Origin of the sequence: Singulisphaera acidiphila DSM 18658, assembly GCF_000242455.2 — a bacterium.
GTDB lineage: Bacteria > Planctomycetota > Planctomycetia > Isosphaerales > Isosphaeraceae > Singulisphaera > Singulisphaera acidiphila.
On the sequence record NC_019892.1, the window covers coordinates 8,343,486 to 8,370,316 of the forward strand.

The 26,831-nt window shown below is 63.3% G+C and carries 19 protein-coding genes; 12 read left to right on the plus strand and 7 right to left on the minus strand.

The genetic code is table 11. The features are described from left to right. Positions 1-21: 21 nt before the first annotated feature. Complete coding sequence (locus SINAC_RS32480; RefSeq protein WP_015249785.1) at positions 22-420, plus strand: DUF2493 domain-containing protein; 399 nt, start codon at positions 22-24, stop codon at positions 418-420. 351 nt (positions 421-771) lie between these two features. On the opposite strand, the gene SINAC_RS32490 is transcribed toward SINAC_RS32480, so the two are convergent. Further along, complete coding sequence (locus SINAC_RS32490; RefSeq protein WP_237722663.1) at positions 772-1,269, minus strand: DUF4177 domain-containing protein; 498 nt, start codon at positions 1,267-1,269, stop codon at positions 772-774. 480 nt (positions 1,270-1,749) lie between these two features. On the opposite strand from SINAC_RS32490, the gene SINAC_RS32495 reads away from it, so the two are divergent. Both SINAC_RS32495 and SINAC_RS32500 read left to right on the plus strand, forming a co-directional pair. Further along, positions 1,750-2,823 carry a DUF1559 family PulG-like putative transporter gene (locus SINAC_RS32495; RefSeq protein ID WP_015249787.1) on the plus strand — a complete coding sequence of 358 codons (1,074 nt, stop codon included), beginning with the start codon at positions 1,750-1,752 and terminating at the stop codon, positions 2,821-2,823. A gap of 309 nt (positions 2,824-3,132) precedes the next feature. Further along, positions 3,133-4,623 carry a phenylacetate--CoA ligase family protein gene (locus SINAC_RS32500; protein ID WP_015249788.1) on the plus strand — a complete coding sequence of 497 codons (1,491 nt, stop codon included), beginning with the start codon at positions 3,133-3,135 and terminating at the stop codon, positions 4,621-4,623. Between the two features lie 8 nt (positions 4,624-4,631). Here SINAC_RS32500 and SINAC_RS32505 read toward each other — a convergent pair whose 3' ends face one another. Further along, positions 4,632-5,252: a TetR/AcrR family transcriptional regulator gene (locus tag SINAC_RS32505; protein ID WP_015249789.1), complete on the minus strand. Its 621-nt coding sequence runs from the start codon at positions 5,250-5,252 to the stop codon at positions 4,632-4,634. Between the two features lie 232 nt (positions 5,253-5,484). Here SINAC_RS32505 and SINAC_RS32510 point away from each other — a divergent pair, with 232 nt between their 5' ends. From SINAC_RS32510 to SINAC_RS32540, 6 genes are all read left to right on the plus strand, one after another. Further along, positions 5,485-6,909, plus strand: a complete 1,425-nt coding sequence (locus SINAC_RS32510) for an IS1380 family transposase (RefSeq protein WP_015244773.1) — start codon at positions 5,485-5,487, stop codon at positions 6,907-6,909. A 340-nt stretch (positions 6,910-7,249) separates the two neighbouring features. Further along, positions 7,250-7,885 (plus strand): cupin domain-containing protein, encoded by a 636-nt coding sequence (locus SINAC_RS32520; protein WP_015249790.1) that lies wholly within the window; start codon positions 7,250-7,252, stop codon positions 7,883-7,885. Beyond that, on the plus strand, positions 7,886-11,131 hold the full coding sequence (locus tag SINAC_RS32525) for a bifunctional cytochrome P450/NADPH--P450 reductase (RefSeq protein ID WP_015249791.1): 3,246 nt from the start codon (positions 7,886-7,888) through the stop codon (positions 11,129-11,131). Between the two features lie 255 nt (positions 11,132-11,386). Beyond that, a complete protein-coding gene (locus tag SINAC_RS32530; protein WP_015249792.1) occupies positions 11,387-12,379 on the plus strand; it encodes a GTPase in 993 nt (330 codons plus the stop codon). Positions 12,380-12,441: 62 nt separating this feature from the next. Then, positions 12,442-13,281: a response regulator gene (locus tag SINAC_RS32535; RefSeq protein ID WP_015249793.1), complete on the plus strand. Its 840-nt coding sequence runs from the start codon at positions 12,442-12,444 to the stop codon at positions 13,279-13,281. A 37-nt stretch (positions 13,282-13,318) separates the two neighbouring features. Next, entirely contained in the window at positions 13,319-14,506 is a 1,188-nt protein-coding gene (locus SINAC_RS32540; protein WP_015249794.1) for a hybrid sensor histidine kinase/response regulator, read from the plus strand. A 12-nt stretch (positions 14,507-14,518) separates the two neighbouring features. On the opposite strand, the gene SINAC_RS32545 is transcribed toward SINAC_RS32540, so the two are convergent. Continuing rightward, entirely contained in the window at positions 14,519-15,079 is a 561-nt protein-coding gene (locus SINAC_RS32545; RefSeq protein WP_015249795.1) for a hypothetical protein, read from the minus strand. A gap of 233 nt (positions 15,080-15,312) precedes the next feature. Then, positions 15,313-16,305, minus strand: a complete 993-nt coding sequence (locus SINAC_RS32550) for an aldose 1-epimerase (RefSeq protein ID WP_015249796.1) — start codon at positions 16,303-16,305, stop codon at positions 15,313-15,315. Between the two features lie 160 nt (positions 16,306-16,465). On the opposite strand from SINAC_RS32550, the gene SINAC_RS32555 reads away from it, so the two are divergent. Then, positions 16,466-17,533, plus strand: a complete 1,068-nt coding sequence (locus SINAC_RS32555) for an Ldh family oxidoreductase (RefSeq protein WP_015249797.1) — start codon at positions 16,466-16,468, stop codon at positions 17,531-17,533. A gap of 15 nt (positions 17,534-17,548) precedes the next feature. On the opposite strand, the gene rbsD is transcribed toward SINAC_RS32555, so the two are convergent. Further along, positions 17,549-17,944, minus strand: coding sequence for a D-ribose pyranase (gene rbsD / locus SINAC_RS32560; RefSeq protein ID WP_015249798.1), 396 nt, complete (start codon positions 17,942-17,944; stop codon positions 17,549-17,551). 145 nt (positions 17,945-18,089) lie between these two features. Between rbsD and SINAC_RS32565 the strand changes: the two genes are divergently transcribed. Next, a complete protein-coding gene (locus SINAC_RS32565; protein WP_015249799.1) occupies positions 18,090-20,120 on the plus strand; it encodes a hypothetical protein in 2,031 nt (676 codons plus the stop codon). Positions 20,121-20,183: 63 nt separating this feature from the next. On the opposite strand, the gene SINAC_RS32570 is transcribed toward SINAC_RS32565, so the two are convergent. Further along, positions 20,184-21,539, minus strand: coding sequence for a cobyrinic acid a,c-diamide synthase (locus SINAC_RS32570; protein WP_015249800.1), 1,356 nt, complete (start codon positions 21,537-21,539; stop codon positions 20,184-20,186). 413 nt (positions 21,540-21,952) lie between these two features. Between SINAC_RS32570 and SINAC_RS32575 the strand changes: the two genes are divergently transcribed. Continuing rightward, the gene (locus SINAC_RS32575) at positions 21,953-25,543 is read left to right on the plus strand and encodes a mechanosensitive ion channel domain-containing protein (RefSeq protein WP_015249801.1); all 3,591 of its coding nucleotides are present in this window, start codon (positions 21,953-21,955) and stop codon (positions 25,541-25,543) included. A 108-nt stretch (positions 25,544-25,651) separates the two neighbouring features. Here SINAC_RS32575 and SINAC_RS32580 read toward each other — a convergent pair whose 3' ends face one another. Continuing rightward, the gene (locus SINAC_RS32580) at positions 25,652-26,611 is read right to left on the minus strand and encodes a Hint domain-containing protein (protein WP_015249802.1); all 960 of its coding nucleotides are present in this window, start codon (positions 26,609-26,611) and stop codon (positions 25,652-25,654) included. Positions 26,612-26,831: the final 220 nt, after the last annotated feature.

Here is a 26,831-nt window from a genome sequence, read left to right on the forward strand (position 1 = left end):
CCAGTTCCAGGAGTATAGGTATTGCCTATCCGTGTCCTCATCACCGGCGATCGTGAGTGGGCCTGCCTTGGCATTGCCGAGGCAGTCGTGACCAGACTGGTCGCTCGCTACGGCCCAGGGGTGGTGATCGTCCACGGCGGGGCCAAGGGGGTGGATCTCTCGTTCGAACTCGCCGCCCGAGAGCAGGAACTCGCAACCGAGGTCCACGAAGCGGACTGGGAAAAGCATGGGCGGAAAGCGGGCCCTCTCAGCAGCCAGGAGATGGTCGACCTCGGCGCCGAGTTGGCGATCGTCGTTCACCGCAACTTGGTGGGAAGCCGGGTGACCAAGGATTGCGTGCGGCGTTGCCTCGAGGCGGGAATCCCGGTCTGGCTGATCGACTCGGAGGAAGTCAAGCCGAGGCAGGTGACCAAACTTTGAGAGACGAGGTCATGGAAAATCTCGCCAAGCCTTCGATCGCGATCATCCAAGCACAGAGCAGTTTCGGGGTCGGGCCGGCTACTTGCAACGCCTGGACTCTTGAGCCCGTTGAGAGACGGAAGGAGCCGGTCGAGCTTCTCTCCCGTCGCCCCCAAGAATTGCTTGCGCACCGCCTCTGCAAATTTCCATCGTCACATGACCTGCCCCACAACCGACCTCCGTTTCCATGATTGCGCCTTGTGGAGGGAGACGACGAAGACCACAAATTGTTTGATTATATTTTTATTCAAATTCATGAGTGGCCGCGGTTACAAGCAATCGCGGCCTTTGCAGAAGCCGATGACGACCTGCTTAGCGTTCGAGGATCAGGACCACTTCGTCATGGCTACCCGAATGTCCCGGCAGGTTGATCACGAACGCGGCCTTCATGACCCAGCCGTGATGGGCCTGCTCGTTGAGCGTCGCTTCCATGCTCGCGAAATTGATCTTGCCCGAGGCACTGTGATCCCGCTGGCCAAGCACCTTGTACTGCTTCGAGCCGTCGTCCGGACGGGGAAGATCGGGCCGCCTCAACGAGTCGACGCCCGAGGCTGAGACCGGTTCGGGGGCGGTCGCGGTCGTCGACGCTTCGGGGCTCGTCCAGTCCAGCCCTTCGACCCTCAAGGCATCGGGGTGGGCGGGATTGGCCGGCTCGGCTCTCGCCACGGTTGTGGCCGCGGTCGCGGGCCTGACGAGCGTGCCGGGGATGGTCAGAAGCGTCCCGCAATGGGGGCATTTGGTCTTCCGGCCCGCCATCTCCTCCTTGGATTTCAGAGGCTTGCCACATTCGCAGTTGAATGAGATCGACATCGCGTGGACTCCGAATTTCCGGACGGAGCGAGTCAAGCCCGGTCCGATCCACTGAACCCGCAATCGCCCCAGATGGCGGTCATACCATGGCAGGTAAGCCAGGCCAAGCGGGACGGACATCGCCTACCTGAAAATCACCGCCATCCGTGGAGACACCCTGGGTAAAACCAGACCGGCACGATTGTTCTGAGATCGAGCTTCCGCGCAAGGAGACGGCGACATCGCGATTGATGTGCTTTACTTTCATTCCTTCCGCATTGGCTAGGCGATCCTAAATTGAGTCCGTAGAACCCAAAAGTCCTTTGTGAAATTCTGCCATTTGAATTTGGCTATTTTCTTGATTCCCGACGAGAAACAGGGCCAACTATTGAGTGGGCCGCTTCGCGCGTCTTGTCGAAGTCGACAAAACACCCAAAGCCGGTTTTCTACGAAGCATGACTCGCTTCGCCCCAAATCAGAACCGACGGGTAGGGATCAACGATGACTCCCTTGATTTCACTCGGCGTGGTCTGCCGCCTCCCCACTCCTTGTCATACCGGACGAACTCCGCCGGCTCGTGGATTCACCCTGATCGAATTGCTGGTCGTCCTCACCATCATCGGCGTCTTGGTCGCCCTTTTGCTGCCCGCCGTGCAGGCGGCCCGGGAGGCTGCACGACGGGTGCAATGCGTCAACAATTTGAAGCAAATCGGCGTCGGCCTGCACCACTACCACACTGCCGCCAACGCCCTTCCGCCGGGGCGGATCTGGAAGGCCGACGCATTCGGCTGCGGGCTGAACATCGACGGCCACTGCCAAAACACCCCTTGGTTCATTTTGATGCTTCCCCACTTCGAGCAACAGTCGCTCTCTAACGCCTTCAACTTCAACCTCGGTGCGGAAGGTCAAAACTTTGGGGGGCTCTTTCCGAACGGCACTGTCGTGCAGAATAAGATCAGGCTCTTTCAGTGTCCGAGCGACAGCGCGATGACCTACCAATTCTCAACCACCACTGACCCGGCACCGCTCGCCGCCTTCAATCCCATCGTCTTCTCCAAGGGGAATTACGCGGTCAGTTGGGGAAACACCCAGTGGGGGCAGCAGCCGGTGACCGTGAACGGAAAAACGATCCCGTTCTTGCCCTCGGCGTTCGGTCACGCCGGGAACGTGACATTCGCTTCGATCCCGGACGGTCTGAGCAACACCGTGTTCCTGGGCGAAGTCGTTCAGGGGAGCCTCTACGACATCCGGGGGACGATCTGGACAACCGCGTCAGGAGCCGGTTCGTTCATCACCCGCTTCGCGCCCAACCGGTTCGTGGACCTCTACGGCTCGGGCATCACCGGAGACGAGATGATCGTCCCCTGGTTCTGTACCAACGAGCCGAAGCGAAGTCTCCCCTGCGTCTGGAACGGCGACATGGTCAACGGCTTCGCAGGCGCCCGAAGCCGGCACCCCGGCGGGATCAACACCCTGTACGGCGACGGCTCGGTCCGCTTCGCCAAGGACACGATCAGTCCCACGATTTGGGTATCCCTCAACTCGATCGCGGGGGGCGAGGTGCTCGACCAGTAGCCCGGTCGTTATTCATCACGGGTGAGCGCGATTCCAAGGGACTGGCATAAGCCTGAGGAAATGACGGCCCGGCCGAATCAGCCGTATGAACCCTAAAATCCCCGTGAATTTCCTTGCGCCAGGTGCCATGACCGGTCGATATTGAGAAGAGACCGACCGTGCCTGGCCAGGGTCGCCTGCGCCTCCTCCAAAGGTCCATCTGCGAGCGCGCGGTCAACGGGCAAGTTGCCATATCGACAACATCGAATCCACCAAAACGCTCAAATTTCCAATGGATCCGGCCGATTCTTGCCCTCGAGGATCGTTGCGATGCTGTTGTTCTTACTGCGGACGTTGAACCTCAAGCGAGAGCGGCGCCTGGCCCCCGAACGACTCGCGCAGGTCCAGCATCGCCGGCTAAAAGGTCTAGTCCGGCGCACGATCCAGCGGTCGGCCTTCTACCGTGAAAAGTATCAGGGAATCGACTTCGATCGGTTCACCCTGGGGGATCTTCCCCCAACGACCAAGGGTGAGCTGATGGCGAATTTCGACCGCGTGGTCACCGACCCGGCAGTCACCCGCGCGGGGCTCGAACGGTTCATGGACGTTCCCGAGAACGCCGGCCACCTCTTTCTCGACCGGTACATCGTCAGCCACACGTCCGGCAGCCAGGGACAGCCGATGCTGATCGTCCAGGACCAGAAGTCCCTGGAACTGGCGTTTCGGCTCCAGATGACGCGTGGAAACAACGAGAAAGTCGGGGTCCGTGAGGGGATCAGCCGACTGATCGATCCGGTTCGTCTGGCGGTCGTAACCCTGAAACGCGGCTTCTATCCCTCGGCCACGCTCTTTCAGCATATGCCGGCTGCCGCGCGACGGTATGTCAACGTGCTCTGGCTGTCGCAGACGGACCCGGACCTCAACCGCCGGCTCAACGACTTCCGTCCCCAGGTCCTGACAGGATATGCCGGCGTTTTGGAGATGCTCGCTCTGGAATCCGAGGCCGGTCGGCTTCGCCTGAAACCCGAGCTGCGCCAGGTGGTCAACAACAGCGAAGCGTTGACCGACCGGGCCAAGGCGCGAATCCAATCGGCATTTGGCCTTCATGTCATGAACAACTATGCGACCGGCGAGTGCATCTTCTTAAGCAACGGCTGTTCGACAAACGCGGGCGCCCACATCAACGCCGATTGGGCCATTTGCGAGGTGGTCGATGAGGAGTACCGCCCGGTTCCGGCCGGCACGCCCGGCCAGAAGGTCCTGATCACCAACCTGGCGAACGGTGTGCAGCCATTCATCCGCTATGAGGTGGGCGATGTCGTCACCATGGCGGATACCCCTTGCCAATGCGGGAGCCGACTCCCGCGCGTCGCCCGGATCGAAGGGCGGGCGGCCGACGTCTTCTGGGTCGGCGAGGGGACCCGACGCCGACGAATGATCAACCTCGTGTTCGCCCACGCGATCGAGTACTTACGCGACGTACGTGAGTGGCAGGCGATCCAGTGGGATCGCCAACGCGTCGTGGTCCGCCTCGAACCGCTCCCGGGCGCGGTTCTGGATCTTTCCAGAGCGCGACAGGCGATCGATCGTGAGTTGACGACGTACAACTTCCAAGACGTTGAGGTCGATTTCGAGGTCGCGCCCCAACTCTCGGCCGACCCGGAAACCGGGAAATTCCGGCGGATGATCAGCCTGGTCGAAAACCAGGCCAACAAGGCCGTGCCTCCTCATCGCCCGACAATCGGGCAAGGGATGATTGGCACGGCGATCGGCTCCCGCCGCCCGAACCGGCCCACCTCAGCCAATTCAGGCACAAGGTAAGTCGTCAGTCAGGCTGGAGCCCGATCCTGGGCTCGCATCGCCCCGGGGCTGGCCTCGATGGTTCGGTTCGTTCCGATGGCCCCGAAAAGGAATTGGTCGGCGATCCAGTCGGCCAGATCGTCCGGCCAGGGCGCGGGGGTGAAGATCATGACCCGATGCATCATCCCCAACAGAGCGAGAGTGGCTCGATCCGGATGCGCCACAGGCGGACGATCCATCGACACGAGGATTTCTTCGATCAAAACGAACAGTCGTTCCCGACGACGGCGGATGGCCGCATCCTCGTGCTGGGCAGGGTTCCCATCGAGATGATAGAGCGTCTCGAGGTAATGGGGATAAAGCGCTGAGAATTGCACGGCGTCTCGGATCAAGATCCGCAACTTCTCGCAGACCTCCGGTTCGCCCGCAATCCGGGCCTGAGTCTCATCCAACCGCTGCGCTGAGACCTCCGCAATCATCGCCCGGAATAGAGCCTCCTTATCCTTGAAGTGAAGGTAGAGCGTCCCCTTGGCGACCTCCGCACGGTCGGCGATCTCCTTCATATGCACCGCCTGGAACGGGCGCTCGGCGAACAATCGCGTGGCGGCTTCGAGAATTCGCGGGAGTTTCTCCGGGTCGGCAATGCGCACGCGACATTATTCCTCGAAAGTCGGCCACACACAACGGTTACGGCAGAGTGCCACAGTAGAGAAGGGCATTCTAAAGAAGGCGTCACCACGGGAACAACCCCAGGCGCACTCCCTTGACATCGTACGCTCCCTTCCCTAGCCTGGATTTCTCACCAGGGATTGAATCGGGCTGCCTTGCGTGTCATAGGTGGAATTGCGACAACCACTTTTGACACCGAACCAAGGCAGCCCGATGGCTACAGAGTGTAACTCGACTTACCTCGACTTTTCCATCCTCGGTCACCGCCAAGTGCTCGCCGATTTTGACGGGGGCGCCATCTCTTCCGACGGCGGTGCACTTCTGCTCCGTCAGATCGAAGCCCGCACCGGGATCATCCGCCAGTTCGCCGCCTGCTTTACCGACCATCGCGATCCTGACCTCGTCGAGCACCCCCTGGAACACCTCCTGGCCCAACGCGTCTATGGTCTGGCCTTGGGCTACGAAGACCTCAACGACCACGACGATCTCCGCTGCGATCCGTTACTGGCCACCGTCGTCGGCAAGACCGATCCCACCGGCCAGGACCGGCCACGGCTCCGCGATCGCGGCAAGCCGCTGGCTGGCAAGAGTACCCTCAACCGCTTGGAACTGACCCCTGTCGGGGCCGACGGACAGAGCCGTTACAAGAAGATCACCTGTCAGACCCATGAGGTCGAACGGCTCTTCGTTACCCTCTTTCTTCAGGCCCACAGCCGACCCCCCGAGCGGATCGTTTTGGACCTCGACGCCACCGACGACACGGTCCATGGCCGCCAACTTGGCCGCTTTTTCCACGGCTACTACAAGGGATACTGCTATCTCCCGCTCTACATCTTCTGCGGCGACCACCTGCTCTGTGCCCGGCTGCGTCCCTCCGACATTGATGCCAGCGCCGGCTCGGTGAAGTCCCTCAAGCGGATCGTCTCGCAGATCCGCCAGGCGTGGCCTCAGGTGAAGATCCTGATCCGCGCCGACAGCGGGTTCTGCCGCGAGGAGATCCTTCGCTGGTGTGAGGACAACGGCGTGGATTACCTGATCGGCCTGGCCAAGAACACCCGGCTGACGGCGGCGATCGCGACGGAATTGGCCCAAGCACGCCAGCAATTCGAGGCGACGAAACAGCCGTCCCGGGTCTTCGCCGAGTTGCGTTATCAAACGCAGAAGACCTGGAGCCGAGAACGTCGGGTGGTGGCCAAGGCCGAGCATCTGGGCAAGGGGGCCAACCCGCGGTTCGTGGTCACGTCGCTCACGGTCGAGGAACGAGCGGCGCCGCCGCTGTACGAGCAAGACTACTGCGGTCGCGGTGAGATGGAGAACCGGATCAAGGAGCAGCAACTCCATCTGTTCGCCGATCGGACCAGTGCCCACACGATGCGTGCCAACCAGATCCGGCTGTTCTTCTCCTCGATCGCCTACGTGTTGCTGGAGGCGTTGCGGCGGCTGGGGCTGGCGGGAACGGCGATGGCCGAGGCGCAGTGCCAAACGATCCGTCTGAAGCTCTTGAAGATCGGGGCGTTGGTGCGGGTGACGGTTCGCAAGGTGTGGGTGAAGTTCTCGAGCGGTTGTCCGTATGCGGAAGTGTTTCGGCGTGTGCACACCAACTTGGCGCGGTCGGGGCCCTTGATCCCGAGGTGCTGAAACGAGGAGACCCAGTCAAATGAGGCGGGAAAGCCCCTCCCTGAGGAGGGGTGAGGATCGGGGTGCGCCCCCGCCTGGGCGCGGGGGCCTGAGGAACCAGGTTCGCGTTGGCGTGAAGAGGTCCGATCAGGTCCACGCCGACGTGATGAGCAAGCGGGAGACCACGCAGGCCGCGGGTGGCGGGGGCGAGCCGTCGAAATCGTCGAGCGATCGGACCCCGAAAGAATAGGGTGAGAAATCCAGGCTAGATTTCCACCATTAATGACCCCAGGTCATTAATATCCCCAAAGAGGGGATCGTCTCGGTGGATAAAACATTTCTTTGGGAGGGGGGACGGCCTATGATGGGGTTCGGTGAAGCGCATCTTCAGCGCCTCCGGCAGACGTCGAACCGGGCCTTGGCCGAAGTCGGCGCTGAGCCTGCAACTGCCGAGGTTCCGACGTTCTCCGTGGTCCACGCCGAAGGGCTGGACGGGTTGTGCCAGACGACTTCGTTCGGGCTCACCCCGCCGTTCCCGATTCCGGGCAAGCCAACGCTCCGCGACCGACTCCACCCGACCGGGGTTGACGTCTCGTTCGTCAAGGTACTCCCCTGGGAAGAGACGCCGTATGAGATGCGGCACCGGAGAAACGAGGTTGTCTACATCGTCGCGGCGGGCCGGGGTCAGTTCCTGGTGGATCGGGAGGTGGTTGAGGTGAACCCGGGGACGGTCCTCCGCGTCCGCCCGGAGTGCCTCCGAGCCTGGCGGAATGTTTCGTCTGAAGATCTGCTCCTCATCGTCATCCAAGGACAGGTCGGCGCGCTGCGTCGAAGGTCGCGGTCGGATGCGATCGGCCAGCCAGGCCTGATTCCTTGGTGGCGTTATCCCCGCGCTCGTTCCGCCGCGAGGTCGAGCACGGCTCCAAGGACAAGCCAAGAAGACATGGGCACTCGACCGAGACTCTTCGGTCGCTTCTCAAAGCCGGGGAAAGCTTGAATGGACGTTGAGAAAGCAGCAGGGCTCGAGCCAATTCCCCAGCCGACAGCCTGGCCCGTCCTGGGCAACCTGAATGCGCTCGACCGGCGGGCACCGCTCCAGAGCTTCATCCGCCTCGCGAAGGAGCACGGTCCGATCTACCGGCTGGACCTGCCGGGGCGGAAGCTCGTGATCCTCTCGAGCCAGGAGCTGGTCAACGAGGCCTGTGATGAGCAACGCTTTGATAAGTTGATCAGCACGGCCTTGGGCAAAGTCCGGAGCTTCTCCGGCGACGGCCTGTTCACCGCCTGGACCTTCGAGCCGAATTGGTCCAAGGCGCACGGCATCCTGATGCCGAACTTCGGCGCCAAGGCGATGCAGGGCTACCTGCCGCAAATGATCGACATCGCCGACCAGCTCGTCGCCAAGTGGTCGAGGCTCAACCCCGATGAGGTCATCGACGTCGCCGACGACATGACCCGCCTGACGCTCGACACCATCGGTCTCTGCGGATTCGACTACCGCTTCAACTCGTTCTACCGCGAAGATCCCCACCCGTTCGTCCAGGCGATGGTCCGCTCGCTCGGCGAGTCGCTCCTCCAAGCCAACCGGCTCCCCCTTCAAGAGGCCCTCCTGTTCCGCACCCACCGCCGCCATGAGCAGGACATCGCCTACATGAATGCGGTCGTGGACCGACTGATCCAGGAGCGCCGGGCCGACCCACAAGCGATGGCCACCAAGAAGGACCTGCTCAACTACATGCTTACCGGCCTGGATAAGAAGACCGGGGAGGGGCTCGACGACGTCAACATCCGCTACCAGATCCTCACCTTCCTGATCGCCGGCCACGAGACGACAAGCGGCCTCCTTTCCTTCGCCCTCTACTTCCTCCTGAACCATCCCGAGACCCTCACCAAGGCGTATGAGGAAGTGGACCGCGTCCTCGGCACCGACCCGGAGTCGACCCCGACGCTGAGCCAGGTCCACCAGCTTGCCTACGTCCAGCAGATTCTCAAGGAGTCGCTCCGGCTCTGGCCGACCGCCCCCGCCTTCGCGCTCTACCCGCGCGAGGAGACGACCCTCGGCGGCCGCTTCGCCTTGAGCAAGGGGGAAAACCTGGTCGTCCTGCTCCCAATGCTCCACCGCGACCCGAGCGTCTGGGGAGCGGACGCCGAGGAGTTCCGGCCGTCTCGGTTCGCTCCGGAACAGGAGCGGCAACTCCCCTCGAATGCGTACAAACCGTTCGGCAACGGTCAGCGGGCCTGCATCGGCCAGCAGTTCGCGATGCAGGAGGCGACGCTCGTCCTCGGAATGATCCTCAGGCGGTTCGAGCCCATCGATCACGCCAACTACCGGCTTCGCGTGAAGGAGACGCTCACCCTGAAGCCTGACGGCTTCACCATGAAGGTCCGGCCGCGCGGGGCGCGAGTCCGGACCACCGTTTCCGCCGTACCGATGGCCCTGAGCGTGGCCCAGGAAACGGCGGAGGCCGCGGCTCCTCCTCCGGCCGGCCAAGGCACCCCGCTCTTGATCCTCTATGGCTCGAACCTTGGCACCGCAGAAGGATTCGCCCAGCGGATCGCCGAGGACGGCCGGTCCCTCGGCTTCTCCGTCGCGACCGCAGCGCTCGATGACGCCACGAGCGACCTGCCCCGCGAGGGCGCACTGATTATCGTCACCTCCTCCTACAACGGAGCCCCACCCGACAACGCGGCCCGCTTCTGCGACTGGCTTCAAAAGGGAAACACCGGTCCCGCCGGGTTCCAAGGCGTGCGATACGCCATCTTCGGATGTGGAGACCACAACTGGTCGGCCACCTATCAGGCGATCCCGAAGCTCATCGACCAGAAGCTCGCCGCGGGCGGGGCGACCCGGCTCCATGAGCGCGGTGAAGGGGATGCCGCGGACGACCTCGATGGCCAGTTCCAGACCTGGTACGGCCTCCTCTGGACCCGGATCGCTTCGGCCTTGGGGCTCCAGATCAAGGCCGAAGCCAAGCCGAGGGCTGCGTATCGGATCGAGACGGTCGACACGCAAGTCGACCTCCCGTTCGTCGCAGCCTATTCCGCCCATCGCATGACCGTGGTCGCCAGCCGGGAACTCCAACAGGCAGGTGACGCAAAGGCTCCCGAGCGCTCGACCCGACACATCGAGTTGGCCTTGCCCGACGGAGTCCGTTACCACACCGGGAATCATCTCGGCGTTCTACCGCGCAATCGAGGGGGAGCGATCCGCCGCGTCCTCGAACGGTTCCGGCTCGATGGCGATTCCCAGGTCATCATCCGCCGCGACGACGCGGGCAAATCGAATCTGCCACTCGATCGGCCGATCCGCCTCGCGGAACTGGTCGGAGGCTACGTCGAGCTCCAGGACCCGGCGACTCGCGACCAGATACGAGTCCTCGCCGACAAGGCCCTCTGCCCCCCCGACAAGGCAAGGCTGACTCCCCTCGTCGGCGACGACGAGGCGAGCCTCGCCCGCTACCGCGAGGAGGTCTTCCTCCCGCGCCGCTCGGTGCTCGACCTGCTCGAACTCAACCCGTCGTGTGTGCTTGCGTTCGAGGAATTCCTCGGCATGCTGCCGCCGCTTCGGCCACGGTACTATTCGATCTCGTCCTCACCGCTCATCAACGAACGGATCGCGAGCATCACGGTCGCGGTGGTCCGGGACGCATCCCGCTCCGGCCTCGGCCTGTACGAAGGGGTGGCCTCGAACTACCTCGCCGAACTGACGGAGGGGAGCGAGATCCTCGGCTTCGTTCGCGGCCCCGGCACCCCCTTTCAACCACCGGCCGACCCGCGCACGCCAATGATCATGGTTGGTGCCGGCACCGGCCTGGCTCCGTTCCGCGGCTTCCTCCAGGAACGCAAAGCCCTCAAGGATCGCGGCCATGACGTCGGTCCGTCGCTCCTCTTCTTCGGCTGCCGCAACCCGAGCCACGATTTCCTCTACGAGAAGGAACTCCGCGACTTTGAGGCGAAGGGCCTGACGCACCTCATCCCGGCCTTCTCCCGGGTCTCGGGACAGCCAAAATGCTATGTTCAGCATAGCATTCTCCAAAACGCCGAGAGCGTCTGGGACCTGCTCGACCATGGAGCGGTGGTCTACGTCTGCGGCGATGCCGCGCGACTGGCCCCTGATGTCCGGGCCGCCTTCCACAACATCAGTGCAGCAAAGACGGGACATGACGGTCGCGTTGCGGACTCGTGGCTCTACGAGCTACAATCGAACAATCGGTATCTCGAAGACGTTTGGGCATCTGGATAAACAAATTGATCTTCCCCTACCCTGGCGGGACTCAGGATCGAGCCCCAAGGCGCAGATAATGCCCTCTGGCGAAGGCGGCCACCAGGCCTTCGGCAGGGCCGATGCAACGTCATTTGGGGGTCGTCACCCCCTCGCTCTGCCGATCCGAGGACGTTGCCGACGGTCACCGGAGTCATTGCGGACTTGATTTGCGTCGCTAATCTCGCTAGGTTGCGCAGGCCGGTGGCTGGACTGACCTAGGAGCACACGCCGCAAATGCCCGCCAACCTTCCTCCCCAGTACAGCAAGGCCGAGGAAGAGCTGCGCAAGGCGTTGAGCCCGGCGGATCGGCTCGAAAAGCTCCGCGAGATGTTTCGCCTCTTGCCCAAGCATAAGGGGACGGAGAAACTTCAATCGGATCTGAAGCAGAAAATCAGCCGAGCAAAGGACGAGATCGAAGGGGCGAAATCGGGTGGGAAGAAGGGGGGAGTGAGCCATCGCGTGCCTCGCGAGGGGGCGGGCCAGATCGTCCTGGTGGGTGCCCCCAACGTAGGTAAAAGCGCGATCCTGGCGGCCCTGACCAATGCCAAGCCCGAGGTCGCTCCTTACCCGTTTACCACGCGTGCGCCTTACCCCGGCATCATGTTTTACGAGGATGTCCGGATCCAGCTCGTCGACCTGCCGCCGATCTCGGCCGACTTCCTCGAACCCTGGGTGCCCAGTCTCATTCGCTCGGCCGATGCCGCGATCCTGGTCGCCGACCTGGGCAGCGACGACGTCGCCGACGGCACCGAGATTGCCCTGGCCCGGCTCGCCGACGTGCATACCGAGTTGGTCGGGACACTCCCGTTCGACGTCGAGGACGAGACGATCCAGCACGTCAAGACGCTGTTGGTCGCCAACAAAACCGACGCGGAGGGGGCCCAGGACCGACTCGACGTGCTCAAAGAATGGTTTGCGCCCAAGTTTCCAATTTTACCGATCTCGCTCGAAAGGGGGGAGGGCCTGGACGATCTCAGGCTTGCTTCGTACGATTTATTGGGCGTGATGCGGATTTACACCAAATTGCCCGGCAAGCCGGCCGACCGAACCAAACCGTTCACCATTCCTATCGGCGGCACGGTCCTTGACTTGGCGAGGGAGATTCATCGCGACTTCGAACAATCCTTGAAATTCGCGAAAGTGTGGGGCACGGGGGTCTTCGAAGGGCAGACGGTCAAACGCGACCATGAGCTCCACGAGGCCGATGTCGTGGAGTTGCACGTCTAGGGACAGGGCGGATCGAGAATCGACCGTCCGTTTCGACTCGGGTTGGCGAGGGAACGGATCCAATGGGCACGGCCCTGATCGTTGAAGATCACCCTGATCAGGCGGAGATGGTGGCGCGTCTGCTCCGCCTGCATGACTACGTGCCGATTGTCGCCGAGACTGGCGAGTCGGGGCTCGAGATGGCCCGACGGCTCGACCCGGACGTGGTCTTGCTCGACCTGATGCTTCCCGACATCAACGGGTTCGACGTCTGTCGGCGTCTTCGGAGCGACCGCCAGACAATGCTGACGCCCGTCGTGATGCTCACGGCCTTGGGGGGGGCTGAGAACCGGCTCAGGGGCTTCCGCGTTGGGGCCAACGCCTACCTCACCAAGCCCTACGGGATGCAGGAGCTCTTCAACGCAATCAAGGCCGCACGCGCCTGGCGGGCCGAGCTCGAGCTCGAGAAAATGCACGGGGAAATTCACGTCGAGCTGAACAGCGAGATCACCCTGCTCCAAGATCTGAACGACTTCTTGATGAGCCTCTGCAAGTCGACCCCCTTGGGTCACGACCAGGTCATGCAGTTGCGCCAGGCCGTCATGGAGATCGCTCAGAACGCCATCGAATGGGGCAACCGCCATCAGTCGGACCAGTTGGTCAACATCATCTACCGGATCTTCGACGAACGCATCGAGATCGAGGTTCGCGACCAGGGGAACGGCTTCGACCTGAATAATCTGCCCCATGCCGCAATCCCGGACGATCCGTTCTCGCACCTCGACGTCCGCGATAAGCTCGGCCTCCGCGCGGGGGGGTTCGGACTCATGATCTGCAAGGGAATGGTCGATGAGTTGCGTTATAATGATGCGGGCAACGAGGTGACCCTGATCAAGCAGTTCAACCCGCAGGATCCCGCCTGATGCGAAGCTCCGAGCGAAGTTTCAAGACGGTCCTCCGATGAACCAGACGCGGCCCACCCTCCTGGTCGTCGACGATGAGCCCGAAGTGCTCCGATCGGTCCACGACCTCCTGCGGCTCGACTATCAAGTCATGACCTGCCGCCGAGGGGCCGACGCCCTCAAGGTCCTCGAGTCGGCCGAAGAGATCCATGTCGTGATGTCCGATCAGCGCATGCCCGAAATGTCGGGCGTGGAGCTGCTCCATCACGCCAGGCAGCTCCGCCCTGACGCGACCCGGCTCCTGTTCACCGCCTATGCCGACATCAGAGCCGTCGTCGACGCGATCAACGAAGGAAACATCTTTCGCTATATCGCCAAACCGTGGGACCCGCTGGAGCTCGAGTCGGTCATTCGTCAGGCTGTCGACCAGCACAATCTCATCGTCGAGAAGGCACGATTGGTCGAGCAGTTGCAAGAGTCCAACCGGCAGCTCGTCGAGGCCAACCGCCTCAAGGCCGCGTTCATCGAAGTCGCGAGCCACGAGCTGAACACCCCGGTGGCGGTCGTGCTCGGAATGACCGAGCTCTGGAAGATGTCCCAGGCCAAGGACGCGACTCCTGCCGAAAAAAGCTGGGTCGAGCGGATCCAAGGGGCGGGTAAACGCCTGGCGGGCACAGTCGAGCGCATGCTCAAGCTGATCCGAAGCGGTCAGTTCGGCCACACCCTCTCGCTCGAGCCGACCGTGCTCGAGCCGTTGGTCCGCGAGGTCGTCGCGGGTTTGAAGCCCTACCTCGACGCGCGTGGCCAGACCATAGCGCTCAACCTCCACCCGGAGCTCGGCATCGCGCAGGTCGACGCGGCGAAGTTCGCCGATATCTTGACGAACCTGTTAATCAATGCGATCAAGTTTACCCCGGACGGGGGAACTCTCCGCATCGCAGCCGGTCCCCACGGCCCTGATCAGGTCCGATTCGAGGTTGCCGACCCCGGCGTCGGAATCGGGGAGACCGATTGGCCGCATCTGTTCGAGCCCTTCTTCACCGGGTTCGATACGATGCACCACTCCTCCGGAGACTACCAGTTCTGCAAACGAGGGATGGGGCTCGGCCTCTGCCTGGTCAAAACCTTTGTCGAGCTCCACGGCGGGACCATCGAAGTCGCAAGCTCGCTCGGTGCGGGCTCGACCTTCGCATTCATCATCCCGCGCGGAGTCACGGCCGAACTCGTCACCCCCGCTCCCCTCTGATCCAAATCAAGCTCACCGCGAATCCGACGCGGGACCAGGCTCCGGCTCCGAGTGCTCGGTACACGGGGGGGTATGAGAGCCCGCCCCCGCCCGATCCTCGATATAGCGTCTGAGGTAGCTCAGGAACGTGGGGAGTCCCGCCTTATCCCAGGCTGCCTCGATTGCCTCCTTGAGCCGCTGGTTCTCGGCCTGGAGGTCGCGAAAGGCCTGAGCGTCGCTCGAAGCCGGGTCGATGGCCAGCACCTGGTCGTGGGTATTGACCGAGAGCATGAAACCGGCCTCGTTGGGCCAGGGCTGGATTTGCAGCTTCATATGCGGGTAGCGGAGGTTGCCCAGCCGCAGCGCATAAATGGGCGAGGCCCCGCCGCCCGCATTGCCCACGCGTTCGAAGGGCGGTCGCGTCAGGAGGGTCATCGGTTCCACATCCGACGGCCACGCCAGGCGACGACGGACCACCTCGGGAGGTGAGCCCGCCGGATAAGCCTGAGTGAGGTAAATCTCCAAAGCTTGTCGGAGGATATCGATCCGCAAGCCTTGAAGATCGTCTGAAATCGCCGGCTCGCGCGGCTCCATGATCGCTCCCAACGACAGCGAGTCGACCTTCAAAGGCAAAGAGCCCGACCGTCGCGTCGCCACTCAAGACAAGACAGAAATGAGGGCAACCCAGGCATCGCCCCCTGATCGACGGCCTCTCCTAAGAATCCGTTTGACGACTCCATCATAGGCGAGACCGGCGCAGGGACGCATCACCAAATCCGGAAAAGAGCCCCAAAGGAGCCGCGTGAGCACTCCTCAAAGCGCGTCATCTACCCCACCGTTTCCATGACAATCGTCATTTTGTCCTGTCCCCCATGCTCGAGGACTCTCAGCCCACCATCCACCCCCTTGGTGGCCAGGTTGATCGCGTCGGTCGTCTGGGTATAGGGTTCCAACGAGATCACATCGTCTTCGCGGGGCGGCGTGTAGACGACCAACTCGCGGAAGTTGCGATCGAAGCTCAACCGGAACTCCGCGGGCAGGTTTTGGTCGACGAGCCGGCAGACGCAACGGTCGTTCTCAAACGCGAGGCCGGTCAGCACGTCATCGAGCTTCAAGCCCTTCCGCGGTTGCCCCTTGCGGAAGTCGACCCGGGCCTCCACTTCGCGCCGTTCACCCGTGGGCAGGAACTGGTCGAGGACCCATTCCTTCGCGGCGGGAAGAATGACTTGCGTCTTCTCCGGGGCGCCGCCAGGGGCCAGCGGAAGCCGAAAATAAGGGTGGATGCCAAACCCATACGGAAGTGCCTTGGCCGTCGGGTTATTGACCGTGATCGTCATCGTAAGGGTCCGGCCGGCGAGTTGGTAGCGGACCTCGAGAATGGCGTCGGTCGGCCAGTTCTCGATCATCTTGGGGGTCGCCCACGAGATCTGGTAGCGACCGGTCAAGGAGGCTCCCGACTCGTCCGCCTTCTCTTCGATCACGTTCCAGGGGGCGTCGAGCGCGAAGCCGTGGATGGCGTTGGGGGCCAGGCCGACCGGCAGCCGGTAGGTCTTGCCGTGAAACTGATAGGTTGCGTCCCGAACCCGGTTGGGATACGGAAAGAGGATCGGGACCCCATTACGGGCCGGGTTCCGCGGTTGATCGGCCCAGTCCGGCTCCGACACGATCACGGGGCGGACCTCGCCGGCCACCGGCAATCTCAGGTCGAACAGGTTGAAGCCGTAAGAGGGCAAGATCGACGCCGACGAACCCGTTGCGTCATCGTGCAGGGTGTAGACCTTTCCACCGCCGCGTGCCTCAGTGCTGACCCGGTACGCCATGTTGGGGAGAACCTCGTGCCTTTGATCTTTGTGAGGAAGGGAAACGGGCTCAATGCCCGGACAATGCGACCATTCGATCGCGAACGGCGCAGGATTGCAAATGTCCGTCGGTCGCGTAAGATTCGGAATCGATGTTCACGCACCCCCCGGAGCTTCCGAGATGCCTAGTTTCGCCGCGGACACTCTCACCGCATTCGTGACCCGTCTCTTTGCAGCGGTGGGGGTTCCCGACAACGAAGCGGCGACCGTCGCCCGAAGCTTGGTGGGGGCCAACCTGCGTGGGCACGACTCGCACGGCGTGATGCGAGTCCCCCAGTACGTTGACTTCCTCAAGAATGAAGCGTACCGGATCGGTGTCCCGCTCAAGGTGGTGAGCGAAACCCCAGCGGTCGTCGTGTGCGACGGTCAATGGGGCCTCGGCCAGGTCCAGGCGCATCGGCTCCTGGACCTGATCCTGCCCCGCGCCAAGGTGCTCGGGCTGGCGGCGGGCACCGCGCGCGACTGCGGCCACGTCGGACGCCTGGGCGAGTATGCCGAGCGGGCGGCCGACGAAGGACTCGTCCTCATCGCGACGGTCAACAACTGTGGCGCCGGCCAGCGCGTCGCCCCGCCCGGAGGGCTCGAGCCGCGGTTAGGGACCAACCCCCTCTGTGCCGTCGTGCCGACCGAGAATGAGCCAGTCGTCCTAGATTTCGGCACCAGCGTCGTCGCGGAAGGGAAGGTCCGCGTCTACCACATCAACCAGAAGCCGGTCCCCGAAGGCTGGCTCCTCGACCCGCAGGGCCGGCCTACCACCGATCCGTCGGTGCTCTATGAGAAGCCGCTCGGCTCGATCCTGCCGATGGGAGGAACGCAGGCGTACAAAGGATTCGGCCTGAGCCTCGTGCTCGACATGCTGTCGGGCGGGCTCTCGGGAGGCCGGTCGAGCCACCCCGACGCCGCCGCGGCCAAGGGGAACAACGTGGTCTTCCTCGTCCTCGACCCCAAGCGGTTCTCGGGCCATGACGCCTTGGTCCGCGAGTCAACCCAGGTGGCCGACTACGTGCGGAATACACCCCGCGCCCCCGGTGTCGAGGCGATCCTTTTGCCGGGCGACCCCGAGCGCCAGACCCTCAAGCAACGGTCGGCCGAGGGTGTCCCGCTTGAGGATGCCCATTGGGCCAAACTGGCGGAACTGGCCGAACAACTGGGGGTCGCGGTCCCCGAAATGCCGGCCGGTTCCGTCTGACTTCGGAGACTTGAATCAGAAGGCGGAGCCGGAAAGGAGGCGGACGTTCGCGTAAGGCGTGAACTCCGCCGTCCGAATGATCCCCTTGACCCCCAGCGATTGTTCCTTGAACTCATGATGCGGAATCTCGTCGACATCCACATCGCCGACGATCTTGAGGATCTCCTGATACAGCTTCGGGCTGAATTCGGTGATCTCGCTGGCAACGGTAATCGATTCAATCACAAGCTCTTCCGCCACGGCGCGAAGCACGTCGAGGAACCGCGGAATGCCCGGCGTCAGGGTCAGGTCGATCACGTGACCATCGGGAGGAAGGGGATAACCGGCATCCACGATGAGTAATTCGTCCATGTGTCCCAGCTCGGCGAGCAACGAACAGATCGCCGGGTTGAGGATGCCACCTTTTTTCATCAGTCCAAATTCCTTATCGGCGCGGAACCCGCGTAAACACATTCAGGTTCGATCGAAAACGATGAACTGGTGCCACGCCCACCTCATCTAGTATAACCGTTCTTCCTGCCAGCCTCCACACCATTGACCGGGGGAAGGAGCCTTGATGACCCGGCCGACCTGGCTTTCACCGATCCTTCCGTGCCTCGCCCTCTTCGTCCTGATTCCGGTTGCGACCCTGGGGCAGGCCCCAAATTCGTTGCTCGTACACCCACCGAATGGCATCGATGAACTCCGGACCGCCTCGGCCTCCTGGAAGAAGCAGGCCGGCCCCAAGCGGCTCGTGGTCGACCAGGTTTGCCTGGTCCCCGACTTCGCGACCTTCCTCGAAGCCATCGCGACCTGGGATCAGGACCACTACTTCCCGATCTTGATCGACGACATCGAACTCTCCTTCAAATTCCTCCGCGCATTCCAGCCCGCCCGCATCGTCCGGTTTCCTCGCAAGGCCGAAACCATCCCCGCCGACCAAGTCTGGCCCCGTGTTCTCAAGGCTATCGGGCAGACATGGAGCAAGCCGGGCGAGAAAGGAGCAACGGCCTTCGCCGGGGACCTGGTTCCCAAGAAACTCGGAGCCACTCCGCCGGGCGTCGTCCTCTCGGAACCGGATAGCCCATCGCTGGCGGGCGCGGTGGCCCTGGCTGCGGGACGATTTCAGCCGCTCCTCCGCTGGGACGTCGAAAAAGGCTTTGGAGACGTCCTCACGAACGACGAGGCCCACGCGCTTGCCGCGTCGCTGGAGTCGAAAGTCGCCGATTGCATCCCAAGCTACAACCGGCTGGGCGACAACTGCGACTTCGTGACCCTGGCAGGTGACTGGCCCTACCGCTACGCCCCCCAATCCGTTCAGGAAGGCCCCAAGGCCTTCGATGACTTGATCGGCCGAACGGCGGGTGGCCGGGTGCGCTGGGCGTTTGGCGGCCGGCTTATCGGAACGGCCTCCGCCAGCGTCTACCGGGCGATGTGCAGCCTGTTCCTCCAGCCGAAGTCGGCCCTTCTCATGAACACGTACGATGAGAAGGAAAGGAACTGGTCCATCTACGCGATGCGCAGCGCCTCGCGGAGCCTCGCTCGGCTGTTGCCGGTCACCCATCGCTCGGGCGATCGTGCCAACCTCACAGGCTGGCACCAGACCTTCGACCCGGTCAATCGCTCCGGACTCGTAATGATCAACAGTCAAGGCGAGCCAAACCGGTTCGGCCTCGTAGGCGGTTACGGCCTGGTGGGGGACGTACCGCAAACCGAACCGGCGGCCGTTCTGATGATCCACAGCTTCTCGGCCGCCGACCCGTCCGACCCGAACACGGTCGCGGGGCGCTGGCTCGCCAACGGAGCCTTCGTCTTCTTCGGCTCGATGCACGAGCCCGGCCTCGCCGCGTTCCGAACCCCCGAGCTCGTCGCACCCCTGATCGAAGCAGGGATGCCCCTGGTCGCGGCCATGCGCCAGTCGCCCTACGAGGCGCGTGGCGAACCGTGGAAGCTGGTCTACCTCGGTGATCCGCTCTTCCAGGTGAAGTCAGGGGCACAGCCTTCCCGGCTCGCCCCGAAGGACTGGCCGGCCGGAGCCCTCTGGCCTCGCTATGCCGGATCTCCCCAGCCTGCCGCAGACGCCTCGGACGACACTCGACTGACATGGGCCGTGAAAACCGCGGTCGCCCAGCTTCAGCGTGAATCCTCGGGAACGCCGCCCGACAACGTCGACGAAGTCCTCACGACGATCCAGCGGCCCCAACTCAGCCCCGGCTTGCACCCCTACTTCGATGCGCTCTTGGCCGACGCGATGCTCCAGAAGAACCAGCCAGGTGAGCTGAGCACCCGGTTCACGACGATCCCGGCCGCCGAGCGCTCCCCGGCCGTCCAACGGCTTCTGGAGACCTGCCAGTTCCTGATGTTGGAGCACTACCTGAAGCGCAGGGAGTTCGCCAGGGCCGAACGGATCTGGAGCGACCTCATTCGCCCGGAGCGACCGCCCGACATCCTCGAGCAGATCACCGGCCGGATGAGCGTGCTGGCCGACACTCCGTCTCACCGCGCCGAGTGGCGAACCCTGCTGATCGCCGTGGGCCGTCGCTTGAAAAACACACCGGCCGAGCCCGTGATCGAAGCGGAGCGGCAGCGAATCGAGAAGATTCGCTGAGCCGCTCGACGGGGAGCCGTCTTCTCAGGCTCCCCCCTCTATTTTTCTTTTTTTCGATGCTGATCAGGGGCGGGCGAACGGCAGGGTGAGCGACGCCCGGTGCGGGCCGGCAAAGGCCGCGACGACTTCGGGGAGGGCCCCCAGGTGCAGGTGGACTAAGCTGCCGATGGCGTGATGATGATAGGAAATGTCCCCCTGCGTCGTGAGCGTGCCGAAGCAACTGGGACAATCCAACGGGTCGGCCCCGGGGTGCAAACGCCAACGGCCCGACTTGTAGCCCCGCACGATCGTTCCCTTGGGTCCGAGCCAACCGTCGCGGGTCAAGGTCCGGGTGACCGGTGTCGGCAACCGGGGGATGGCCCGGACCTCCGCGTCGAACGGCAGGATTCCCGCGCCCGGCACCCGACGATCGCCAAGGATCAGGGTGCGCCCGAGATAGGCCGTCCCTCCTCCTTCGGAATAGATCCGGTGGCCCCGGCAGACGTGCGCCCGAAGCGCGGCGATCAGACTGAGGTTCTCAGTCAGGGCATCGGCATACCGGTCGGGGAACCCACAGCCGATCATGACCAGGTCGACCCCCTCGGGCAACGACTCATCCCGGAGCGGCGAAAACTCGACCAGCTCCGCGCCCAGCGCCTCGAGTGCTTCGAGCGTGTCGGGGAAATAGGAGCCAAACGCCTCGTCCTGCGCGTAAGCGACCCGGAATCGGCGGTAGGGCAAAGGCTCGGGTTCGGCCGAGACCGAAGGGAAGGGGCGGCTCTGCGCCAAGGCTCGGATCGCCCCAAGGTCGGCGAACCGCAGGAAGCTAGCCCCCAGTTTGCGAAAGAGGTCGTCGTCCAGCGGCTGGTCCCGAGGCGATTGCCGGATCGCCGCCCGAACTTCGGGCAGCGCTTCGACCGCGCCGAGGACCGGCTTCCGCGCCATTAGGGTGACCAGGTTGCGGTACGCTTCGTAATCCTCGGGATTCTCCAGACCGTCGAGCAGCACGGCATCCACGCCCGCCGGTAGGTGGGGCAGATGAAACTGGTGCAACGGCAGGCAGGAGACCAGGGCCACGACCGGCAGATCGAGGGCCTCGGCAATCGGTGCGAGTCCTCCCGGCCGGTCGTGCTGCGCACTCTCGAGCGGCGCTGTCGGCTCCTCCAGCGTTCCTTCGACTAGACAAAGGTCGGCCTGCCGCGCCCCCCGCAAGAAAAGCCTGCGACAGACATCATCGGGCATCAACCAGGCGTCGAGGTGCCGTCCGGGAAGCCCTGTGACCTGTCCGACGGCCTCGGTCCCGAACGGGCAGGCCCGCGATCGGAAATGTTGGACTCGCCAGTGCCGTTCGGTCAGGCCGGCAAGCCACGCCAGGCTTGCCGGCGAAGGCTCCGGCCCAGACGCGGGTGTCGCCAGGGCCAAGCGGGGGTGGAAGCCCATAAGTTATTCGAAATCCTTAATAAATTGAGGGGGCGTGACCGTCGATATCGCGTCCATTGCAGACGCGGACTCCCTGCCTCGAACCAACTTACGTGCAGGCAAGGAGTGTTGGGGACGGAGGCGCACCCAAGGTTCGGGTACGACATAATTATTGCGAGTGATTGAATGATAGAGACAAGGCTCGTTCGGTCAAGTCCGACTCGCGTCCACCCCGGTTTTCGCCTTGTCGCTTTTCGGTCATTGGGCTAGCCTAACCAGCCCCTTGATCGATCCATTGAAAAGGAACGTCTGGATCTGTCATGGGCTCAACCTGTTCGATGCGACATCATCTGGGAAACGCGACCCCTCGTTGAAGCTCCTGATCCTCGAGAGTCGCCCCGTCCCGAACGTGAATTCGAAAGCGAGCCACAAGGATGCGTGCGACCTGGGCAGGATGCCTGGCGGTGGCCTTCGGCGTGCTCTGGATTCAAGGCCCGACTCGAGGCGGCGAGCCGGCTCCGACCATGCCCGTCCCTCCCGCGACGGCGACCCCTCCTCTCCCCCCCCGCGTCGAGCTCGATCCCGAGCTTGTCGAAGCCGCCAAGGTCCTCACCGAGACCAAGGAACGTCTCGACAAGCTGGGCAAACTTTCCGAGAAAGAGGCCCCCTCCTCGACCAAGGCGCTCAAGGTCGTGCTTGAGGACCGAATCGCCCTGCTGACAGCCATCGAAGAGGCGGCCAAGGCGCTCGACGAAGCGAAAAACCCCAAGAAGACCCCCGAGAGCCTGGCGGCCGAATGGAAGGCGGACCTGGAGCGGCTCACGACCCAGCTCAAGCAGTCAGCCGGACAGCCCGACGACCTGCTCCCGTCGGTCTTTCGCAAGTCAACCGGCAAGGTCGCCTCCAACGCGATCCTCTCGGAGATGAACGAGGCCATCGACGGGGTCAGGAGCGACCTCAAAAAATGGCAGTCCCGGCTCGATAAATTCCAATCGAACGCGGCCAGGAAGTCGGCTCATCCCCTGACGGCCCTGCAAGCGGAGCGTGACGCAATCCAGCAGCGGGTCGCAGCCCTGCCCCCGCGCCAGGCGGAGCGCGAGGCCGAGCTGGCCGACTCCAAGACCGAGGATGAGCGGTTGCTCGCCACCGAGCGCCTCGTCAATATCGGCTGGGAGACCCGGGTCGAAAACGAGCGGCTCCAGGCCCAGGAAGCCAAGATTACACTCCAGTCGAAACTGACCGACCTCGAAGTCCTCGACCAGCAAGTCTGCGACGCCCACGCTCGGAAAGCCGCCAAAACGCTCGAGCTGATGCAGGCGCGATTCAAGCTATTGACCGACCGCCAAGAGGACCAACTCAAGCGGGAAGCGGCCAGCGAACAAGCGCTCGCCGCGAAGTCGGTCGATCCGCTCGAACGGTACAAGAGCCGAGGGAAGGCGACCCTGCTCGAGCTCGAAGCCCAGGCCCTGAAGTATGAGAAGGCCCTCGCCGCGAGTTCAACCCCCTCGCTGGAAGAGCAAACGAGCCTTGCCAATCGCGCGATCACCGACTTCGAGAACATCAAGCGTCTGCTCGACGACGACCTGATTAGCCAGCTCGACGCCTTACGGCTTAATAACGACTTCCGCCGCATCGGCCCACAACGGGCGCGGATCGAGAGTGGAGACCTGAAGCAGGCCGCCTGGTGGTCGACCCACTACGATAATGCGTTGACCAGCGTCGAGCTCGACCAGTTCAACGACCGTCGCAACGACGAATATGAGCACGAGACCCTGCTCGAGCAAATCCCCAGGTCGCGCTGGCCGGAAGCCAAGGTGATCTTCGCGGAACATGATCGGCAACATGAGCTCCTGCTCGCGCGGAACCGGGCCGTTCTCGAGAAACTGGCCAGGCGGGCCGAGCAGACCCATGCCCAGGTCGTCCGACGACTCCGCACCCTCGACGACCAGTACGGCTTCATCCGCACCCATATCTTCTGGCTCCGCGACCAGGAACCGATCGGACTGGCCACCCTCGTGCAGGCGAAACGCGAGACGTTCCTCGTGGGCAAGTCGCTGATCCGGCTAGCCCAAGAGGCGGGCGACCGCCGGCTCTGGGGCCGAATCTCGGTGGAGTTCGTCACGGGGCTCCTTGGCCTCCTGATCCTCGTCTTGCCCTTGCTCCGGCTCCGAAAACGGCTCCTCCGGATGTCGGGGGAGACCCACCGCACCGGCGCCGGGATCGTCGTCTGGCGGGGCCTTCTGGTCAGCATCGCCTACTCGGCGATCCTCCCGAGCTACATCTGCCTGATGGCGTACACCGCGCGACAGGCGGCCTGGCCACGGTCCGTGGCCGTGCCGATCGCGCATGTCCTGGCGATGCTGGCGCCCCCTGCGTTTATCGCCGGGCTGGTGCGTTGGATGCTCCGGCCAAGAGGCTGGGCCGAAGAAACGTTGAAAGTGCCGGCGGATGTGACCCGTCAGCTCTGCACGACCGTCTTCGCGCTGGTTGCGGCGGGAGTCCCCCTGCTCTTGCCGTCCTGGCTCCTCTCCGAAGGCTGGCTCACTCCGGAGGGGCGGGCGATTTCGTCCGGATCGCTCGGCCAGATCCTCGGTCTCGTCTTCGAGTTGATCGTTTGGGGCGTCGTCTTCCGGCTGGCTCGGGGTCAATCGCCCCTGATGCAGTGGCTCCTCCAATTCCCGACGCGACTCGGATGGCTGAACAAGCGGCGTCGCACGGTCTGCTGGTCGGTGCTCGCCGCGATCGGCGGGGTCATCGTCCTCGACGCGGCCGGCTACAGCCACTCCGCGCGAAGACTGGCACTGGGGGCCGGCCAGGGGTTGGTCGTGCTCGGCATCTGCTTCTGCGTCTACCGCATGATTCTCACCGCGATCGACCACCACGCCTGGCGCTGGATCCGGGTAGGCAACGCCCAGATCGGGATCGAGGTGCCCAACGACTCAACCATGCCCGACGATCTGGCCTACCGGCTCCGCCAGATTACCGCCTATCTGATCCCGGTCCTGGCCCTGATGCTGGCCGCCTGGATCTGGGACGTCGACTGGGCCCTCTTCCGCTTCATCGGGTCGCAGCCCCTCTGGAATATCGACACCGCGACACCGCCGGTCCGAGTGGGAGACTTCGCCAAGTTTGCCCTGATCCTCGTCCTAACCCTGGCGATCTGGAAGCATATGAGCACGCTGTTCGCGCTCGTCGTCTTTCCCCGGATGCGCGACGATCCCGGCGTCCGATTCGCAGTGGTGACGCTCTGCCGCTACATCGTGCTGGGGATCGGCCTCCTCTCCGGCCTCTCGGCAATCCACCTCGGCCTGGAGAAGATTGGCGTGGTGCTGGCAGCCCTGGGCGTGGGTCTTGGCTTTGGCTTGCAGGAGATCGTCTCGAACTTCGTCTGCGGCATCATCCTGCTCCTGGAACGGCCGATCCGCGTCGGTGATATCGTCACGGTCTCGGGAATGACCGGCAAGGTCGAATTCATTAACATCCGTGCCACGACAATTACGAATGGCGAGAATCTGAGCATCATCGTCCCGAACCGAGCCTTCATCACCAGCGACCTGGTCAACTGGACCCTCAAGGACAAGGTCATCCGCGTCTCGATCCGGATGAAGGTTGCGCACGGGACTGATCCTGACCGCGTCGCCGACCTGCTCTTGAACATCGCCCGCGAAGACGCCGACGTCCTCCGCAACCCGGTCCCCGTCGCATTCATGGAAGACTTCAGTGACTCAGCGCTAAACTTCGTGCTCCATGTGCATGTGCCCGAGCCAAGCCTCGGCGCCCGGGTTCGTCACCGCCTGTTCGCCCAGATCCAGCGTCGATTCACCACCGAGGGCATCGAGATCCCCCTGCCTCGCCACGAGCTTCGTGTCCACTCAGGCTTCGACTCGTCCGGCCGAATCTCTCTGACCCCCATCGAGTTCCCTCGGGTCGACTCCCCATCGCGAACCCCCCCCGGCCCCAAATTGTCGGCGCAGCCTGCCCCGCCAACAGCCGTCGAAGCGTGCAACCGAGGTGTCGACGAATAAGCATTTATCGTAGGCCGGCATCCAAAACCTTCGCGACGTTGCTGAAGCCACGGCGCGAAGTTCTCCAATCAATGCCCATCTTGCGGCAGCGCAACGATTCCCAGCCCACTACGGCTGAGCACGAGCGGCTGCCGCTACCGGCGGCTTACTGCGGGCCAGGAACCCGTCGGCGACGAACAACACCGGCTCGCCCAGAACGAGGTTGAACACTTGCTCCTCCCGTCCCGTGACGTCCACCGACTTCACCCCAACTTTCCGCCGTGCCTGGCCGTCCCAAGAGTGAATGCGATCCCCTGCCTTCAGCTCGCCGGCCGCCCGTAGTCCACCGCTGGCGAGCGCGAGCGGTTGGGTCGCGGTCGTGATCAGCGTCCCTCCCTCGGTCCGCACCTCGATGAGCCGGTTCCGAGTCACCGACATCGACACCACCTGACCTTGCCTGCGGATGCCGTCTTCGGCGACCGTGGTGACCAGGTCGCCGGCACGGAGATCCTCGATCGGCTTGGCCCCCCCTGGGATCAAAATCGAGGTGCCCGCCGGGAAGCACCCTGGGTGGCACGGCTCGGCCAGGGCGGGACCTCGGAGATACACCACAAACCGTCCTTTGCCATCCTGGTCGGGAACCAGGAGCCGAGCGAACGACCACTCCTCCCCCGCCTCGGTCGCCAGAGTCAGCCGGCTCGTAATCTTTGGGCCCGTGATCGAAAACAGGCGACACTCAACTTCAATCGCGGGTGCCCCGAGCCGCCCCTCTTCCCTCAGAATTTTCTTCTTCTTGATGAGCTTCAGGGAGCAATCCAGTTTCACCGGGGGCCGAGCTTCCGTCGGCTGCGGGTAACCGAACTCATCGACCAAGGCCGGGCTGGGATCGAGGACGAGCGTGCCTTTACCTTCACCCTTCGCATCCACCTGGGCAATCAGTTGGAATCGATAGACGGCCGTCCGGCATTCCGCCAAAGCCAGTCCACGTCCATCGACACCCCCAAAGAGGTCGACAATAACCTTCTCCGGTTCGGCAGCCGGAACCATCGTGGCGAATGTGATCGTCAGAGCAAGCGGCAGCAAACGCATAGGGGGGGTTCCTCGTTCAAAAGCCGGCAGGACTCCTGCAACACCTCAACGTTAACGAGCTTCGCGTGAACGACAGCCGGCCCGACCAGAGACGATGGCGGTTGCAATGGCAACCTCCCCCTGGACCAGGCCCACCTCGGCGAAGTAAGCATGCAGCATTGTCCGAGCGAAGCTGTCTTGATCTCAAAGCTACATTGGTCTCGTCCAAAGTCCAAGTCCC

Coding starts and splice junctions, on each gene's coding strand:
- SINAC_RS32490 (WP_237722663.1), bottom strand. CDS start 1,269: ATGTCGATCTCATTCAACTGCGAATGTGGCAAGCCTCTGAAATCCAAG.
- SINAC_RS32495 (WP_015249787.1), top strand. CDS start 1,750: ATGACTCCCTTGATTTCACTCGGCGTGGTCTGCCGCCTCCCCACTCCT.
- SINAC_RS32500 (WP_015249788.1), top strand. CDS start 3,133: ATGCTGTTGTTCTTACTGCGGACGTTGAACCTCAAGCGAGAGCGGCGC.
- SINAC_RS32510 (WP_015244773.1), top strand. CDS start 5,485: ATGGCTACAGAGTGTAACTCGACTTACCTCGACTTTTCCATCCTCGGT.
- SINAC_RS32520 (WP_015249790.1), top strand. CDS start 7,250: ATGATGGGGTTCGGTGAAGCGCATCTTCAGCGCCTCCGGCAGACGTCG.
- SINAC_RS32525 (WP_015249791.1), top strand. CDS start 7,886: ATGGACGTTGAGAAAGCAGCAGGGCTCGAGCCAATTCCCCAGCCGACA.
- SINAC_RS32530 (WP_015249792.1), top strand. CDS start 11,387: ATGCCCGCCAACCTTCCTCCCCAGTACAGCAAGGCCGAGGAAGAGCTG.
- SINAC_RS32535 (WP_015249793.1), top strand. CDS start 12,442: ATGGGCACGGCCCTGATCGTTGAAGATCACCCTGATCAGGCGGAGATG.
- SINAC_RS32540 (WP_015249794.1), top strand. CDS start 13,319: ATGAACCAGACGCGGCCCACCCTCCTGGTCGTCGACGATGAGCCCGAA.
- SINAC_RS32545 (WP_015249795.1), bottom strand. CDS start 15,079: ATGGAGCCGCGCGAGCCGGCGATTTCAGACGATCTTCAAGGCTTGCGG.
- SINAC_RS32550 (WP_015249796.1), bottom strand. CDS start 16,305: ATGGCGTACCGGGTCAGCACTGAGGCACGCGGCGGTGGAAAGGTCTAC.
- SINAC_RS32555 (WP_015249797.1), top strand. CDS start 16,466: ATGCCTAGTTTCGCCGCGGACACTCTCACCGCATTCGTGACCCGTCTC.
- rbsD (WP_015249798.1), bottom strand. CDS start 17,944: ATGAAAAAAGGTGGCATCCTCAACCCGGCGATCTGTTCGTTGCTCGCC.
- SINAC_RS32565 (WP_015249799.1), top strand. CDS start 18,090: ATGACCCGGCCGACCTGGCTTTCACCGATCCTTCCGTGCCTCGCCCTC.
- SINAC_RS32570 (WP_015249800.1), bottom strand. CDS start 21,539: ATGGGCTTCCACCCCCGCTTGGCCCTGGCGACACCCGCGTCTGGGCCG.
- SINAC_RS32575 (WP_015249801.1), top strand. CDS start 21,953: ATGCGTGCGACCTGGGCAGGATGCCTGGCGGTGGCCTTCGGCGTGCTC.
- SINAC_RS32580 (WP_015249802.1), bottom strand. CDS start 26,611: ATGCGTTTGCTGCCGCTTGCTCTGACGATCACATTCGCCACGATGGTT.